The 4,020-nt window shown below is 49.3% G+C and carries 6 protein-coding genes; 2 read left to right on the top strand and 4 right to left on the bottom strand.

Annotated features, from left to right (window positions below):
• The 3 genes from HOK28_06745 to HOK28_06755 all read right to left on the bottom strand — a co-directional run.
• Positions 1–701, bottom strand: a 701-nt coding sequence (locus HOK28_06745; protein ID MBT6432771.1) for a cytochrome d ubiquinol oxidase subunit II, incomplete at its 3' end; no start/stop codon positions are given.
• Positions 698–2,044, bottom strand: a complete 1,347-nt coding sequence (locus HOK28_06750; GenBank protein MBT6432772.1) for a cytochrome ubiquinol oxidase subunit I — start codon at positions 2,042–2,044, stop codon at positions 698–700. The genes HOK28_06745 and HOK28_06750, both read right to left, overlap by 4 nt.
• Before the next feature lie 366 nt (positions 2,045–2,410).
• Positions 2,411–2,716, bottom strand: coding sequence for a hypothetical protein (locus HOK28_06755; protein MBT6432773.1), 306 nt, complete (start codon positions 2,714–2,716; stop codon positions 2,411–2,413).
• Positions 2,717–2,823: 107 nt separating this feature from the next.
• Here HOK28_06755 and HOK28_06760 point away from each other — a divergent pair, with 107 nt between their 5' ends.
• A complete protein-coding gene (locus HOK28_06760; GenBank protein MBT6432774.1) occupies positions 2,824–3,249 on the top strand; it encodes an OsmC family protein in 426 nt (141 codons plus the stop codon).
• A gap of 5 nt (positions 3,250–3,254) precedes the next feature.
• On the opposite strand, the gene HOK28_06765 is transcribed toward HOK28_06760, so the two are convergent.
• Complete coding sequence (locus HOK28_06765) at positions 3,255–3,752, bottom strand: STAS domain-containing protein (protein MBT6432775.1); 498 nt, start codon at positions 3,750–3,752, stop codon at positions 3,255–3,257.
• A gap of 117 nt (positions 3,753–3,869) precedes the next feature.
• Between HOK28_06765 and HOK28_06770 the strand changes: the two genes are divergently transcribed.
• The coding region (locus HOK28_06770) for an SDR family NAD(P)-dependent oxidoreductase (GenBank protein ID MBT6432776.1) at positions 3,870–4,020 on the top strand (151 nt) is incomplete at its 3' end.

Genomic DNA, 4,020 nt, shown 5'->3' on the forward strand with positions numbered 1-4,020 from the left:
AAAGGCGTTCGGTTAAGTGCCGTAAGCCATTTAACCTCCTCTAACCATCCCATCAATGCAACAGCGCCTCCGCATATAATCAAGGCCACGGTCCAGTAGCGGCTCCGCTTAACCCAGATTGCCTTCTCGTCTTCAGCCACTTCACCAAGCAGAAATAGGCATGCAATCCACGCGAAAAGAATGCTCGTAAATAAACCTAACGTGAAAGGGAAAGCTCCGAGCCAGGGCTCCCAGTAGCTGGTCCAAACGTCTTCGGGAGATTGCGGAATCTTCCCGCGAGAGAGGCTGCCGACTAAATGACCAAAAGCCATGGGCACAATGACGCTACCGCTTCGAAAAAGGACAGTCCAAAGTCTTTGGCTGGCCGGGTCTTTATCAATATCGTAGTACCGAAAAGTAAATGCGGTTCCGCGTAACATGATGCCGGCCAGCATAATAAGAAGCGGAATATGCAAGTAGGTGGTGATACGAACATGTAAAAGTGGGAAGGCGATGAATAGAATCACCAGAGCGATAATCAACCAAATATGATTCGCTTCCCATATCGGTGCGATAGAGTGTTCCCCGAGTTGACGGATTTTCTGACGCTCTTGTTTTGATGCAAAGAGTTCGAGAATGCCAACACCGAAGTCGGCTCCGCCGGTGACAGCATAGAGCACAAGAGATACTGCCATGAACGCAAACACGACAACTTCACTCATGAATCATCTCCATGGGCCCAGCGTTTAATCTCAGGAGAAGGGCCAAGTTGACGGTGAGCCACAGCGACTTGTCTAGACCACATCCAAACGGTGCTCGCACCAATCATGGTGTAGAGCAGTCCAAAAGAGAGAAGGTGATAAAATTGCCCAGGTACAGGTGTGAGTGCTTCCTTGGTTTTCATGATACCGTAAATAATCCACGGTTGCCGGCCAACTTCCGTTACAATCCATCCTGCCTCGATGGCGATAAATCCAAGTGGAATACTCAGGACTAACATCTTCAGCAAGCGCTGGTGATAAAATAGGGAAGGCCTCTTCCAGAGAACGAATAGTCCAATGAAAGCAAACATTGCTAAGAAAGTGCCAATGGCAACCATGATCTGAAATGCGAAGTGAACTACCAAAACTGGGGGCCACTCGTCTTTGGGGATTTGGTCCAGGCCTATTACTTCGGCGTCGAAATCGTTAAACGCTAGAAAGCTAAGACCGCCAGGGATATGAATACCGTAGTGAACTTCTTGGCTCTCTTCATCGGGGATTCCCCCAATCAATAAATCGGCTTGTCGACTTGTCGTGAAATGAGCCTCCATGGCCGCAAGTTTTGCGGGTTGCCTCACCGCAACATCTTGGGCTGCCCAATGCCCGTTGATGGGCTGTAGAATCGCAGCAATAGCGCCCACACAAAACGCTATTTTGACGGCTGCTTTGTGCATAGGGTCTTGACTGCCCCGAAGCAGGAGAAATGCGTGAATGCCGGCAACTGCAAAACCAACCGCCTCAAACGAAGCCAGCAGCATGTGAGAGCCTTGAGTGAGCCAGGCATCGTTAAAGAAAGCCTTCCAGGGATCGATGGAATGAGCTGAGCCGTTCTCCCAGATGAAACCAGTGGGGCTGTTCATCCATCCGTTGGCCGAGATTACAAGAATACCGCTGGCCAGTCCGGCAAATCCCACAATGAGACCGGCAAACCAATGGAGCCGCGGAGAGAGGCGCTCCCAGCCATAGAGGTAAATTCCTAAGGCAATAGCTTCCACGAAAAAAGCAGCGCCTTCTAGTGAGAATGGCATACCTATAATTGGACCGGCATGCTCCATAAAGCCTGGCCACAGCACGCCAAGCTCAAAAGAGAGTGCTGTTCCCGAGACCGCGCCTGTTGCAAAAAATATGGCGACTCCGCGGGTCCAAAGGCGCGTTAGACGGTAGGCATCTTCATCCTGGGTGCGAAGCCAACGGTCATGTGCGATGGCCATGAGAAAAGGCATAATCATCCCAATGGCAGCTAAGATTATATGAAAGCCGAGCGAAAGAGCCATCGTGAGCCGAGCAGCGAGGAGATCTGTCATCATATTTTCTTCTCCATTCATGCGGAGGAGGTGTATCCTCGATGAACTTCCTGCCAACTGAATTACTATTTTGCAACTGAAATTAATCTCGTACAAAAACGTGGAATATTAGAACTCTGGGGGGCCTAAGTACGTGGAATGGAGTTCTTGCGTTTTAGGAATATACATTTATGTCCTCTAATTAAAAATATTGTTTAAAGGCTAGCCACTCGATGTCTCGAATAGGGCAAACGTTGACGAGCCTTAGGGTAGGCATCCGGCCTTACGGGATTCTCTGTTAATCGTTGCCGTCTGGATTTTTGGAATGCCGAAGTGTCGGTGATTGAAGAGACGATAGGGTGCTATATTGAGGCGACCAAAACGGTGTTATTGTTCGGGGTCATTTTGAAGAGGTTCGGCAGCTTCACCGGAGGGTTTGGTCTCTTGAGCATCGCGCTCCCGAACAACATCATGGATGCTGTCATCCATCTCCATCAGTACATGGTTGCCCACGGCGTAGAGAGTGGACATCAGGCCGCCCACAAAACCGAGGGTTATGCGGACCCATAGGTCCCATTCGTTTGGTAAATAGAGGATGCCGACGAGCACGCCAACGACCAAGAAAGCTACCGAGGTGAAGGTTAAAACCTTTGATTTCAGTACTAAACCCAAAGCTTGCTTCATGTAATCCATAGGCAACACATAAGGCAGTGACTCTTCAATGGCAAACGCTATGTGAGCCCTTTGCTACAGCTTCACAAAGTGGTAGTGCTTGCTAAAAGATTTTCACGGAGATTCATATGAGCGTAGAGATTGTTGGTCAGCTTCAAGACGGTGTAACTGCTGGACATACCCACGGGCCAAGCGAAGACAGCATCCGAACGACCGCTCCCAAAGATAATGGGGGCACGGGTGAGCATTTTTCACCAACAGACCTGATGGCAACGTCACTTGGCGCTTGCATGACCACGATTATGGCTCTTTGGGCACGTAGCCGTGAATACAACCTCGACGGTGTCCGTTACCGCATTGAAAAGCACATGAGTGCAGAGGCACCGCGTAGGATTTGTAAGTTACCCGTTGAGATTTGGGTTCCCGATGATGTGGCTGCGGAAGACAGAGCGTCTCTAGAGAAGGCTGCCGTAAACTGCCCGGTATCGAATAGTATTTCAGATGCTATCGAAGTAAATGTTCAGTTTCATTATGTGCCGCGGGGCGAACTCTAGGGTCCCTATTTCTCGTTCATAGATGCTTCTAGCATCTCCACAATGTCTTGATAGATGGTTTTGTTATCATCGTGGATCTCAAGAAGGGTCTTGTGGGCTTCGAGTATAATCTCTGCAATGTTTCGCTTGGATTCGGGCAATGCTTGTATACTGTCTGGCGGAGGCATCTCACCCGTGGGGGCATCGAGGAGCACCGCGAGATGTTGGAGCCCGGTGTTTTTCAATGACTGGGTCACATCTCGAACCGAGCTTACGATGGTAATCTGTTGACCCGTTTTTTTCTGGGTTTCCAGAGCAAGCCGTGCGACCAGACCGATATGCGTACTATCAATCATTTTGGCTTCGCGAAGATCTACCAAGACACCTTGAAGATTATCGGTTTCACAAATCTTTTTTACGAGATCTGAGAAGGAAGCACTGTAGTTAAAACTTAGGTGCCCCGATAATTTAACAAAGTAGGTTCCATTGTGAAATGCAGCCTCATAGATGCCGGATTGTGCCATCTTGGACCCCCCAGTGAGTTCTTTAAACCTTAACGTATGAGCGAGCTTGGTTCACGGATTGTTTTACCAAGCGCTGATGACTATGGTGCCCACAAAGCACGACATGAAGGAGCAACGATGAAGTTAAATACGCTAAAAATAATCGTAACCGGCGGGGCTGCGGGTATGGGTGCTCACTTTGCCAAGCGATTACATGAAGCTGGAGCGACGGTTGTCGTTGGGGACATGAATGAAGAACGCCTGGCTGACCTGCCTGAGGGTATTCATC

It is taken from the genome of Deltaproteobacteria bacterium, assembly GCA_018668695.1.
Lineage (GTDB): Bacteria > Myxococcota > XYA12-FULL-58-9 > XYA12-FULL-58-9 > JABJBS01 > JABJBS01.

Excerpts from the sequence above, each read along its gene's own strand:
- HOK28_06765 (MBT6432775.1), bottom strand. The coding sequence starts at position 3,752 with ATGGCACAATCCGGCATCTATGAGGCTGCATTTCACAATGGAACCTAC.
- HOK28_06750 (MBT6432772.1), bottom strand. The coding sequence starts at position 2,044 with ATGACAGATCTCCTCGCTGCTCGGCTCACGATGGCTCTTTCGCTCGGC.
- HOK28_06755 (MBT6432773.1), bottom strand. The coding sequence starts at position 2,716 with ATGGATTACATGAAGCAAGCTTTGGGTTTAGTACTGAAATCAAAGGTT.
- HOK28_06760 (MBT6432774.1), top strand. The coding sequence starts at position 2,824 with ATGAGCGTAGAGATTGTTGGTCAGCTTCAAGACGGTGTAACTGCTGGA.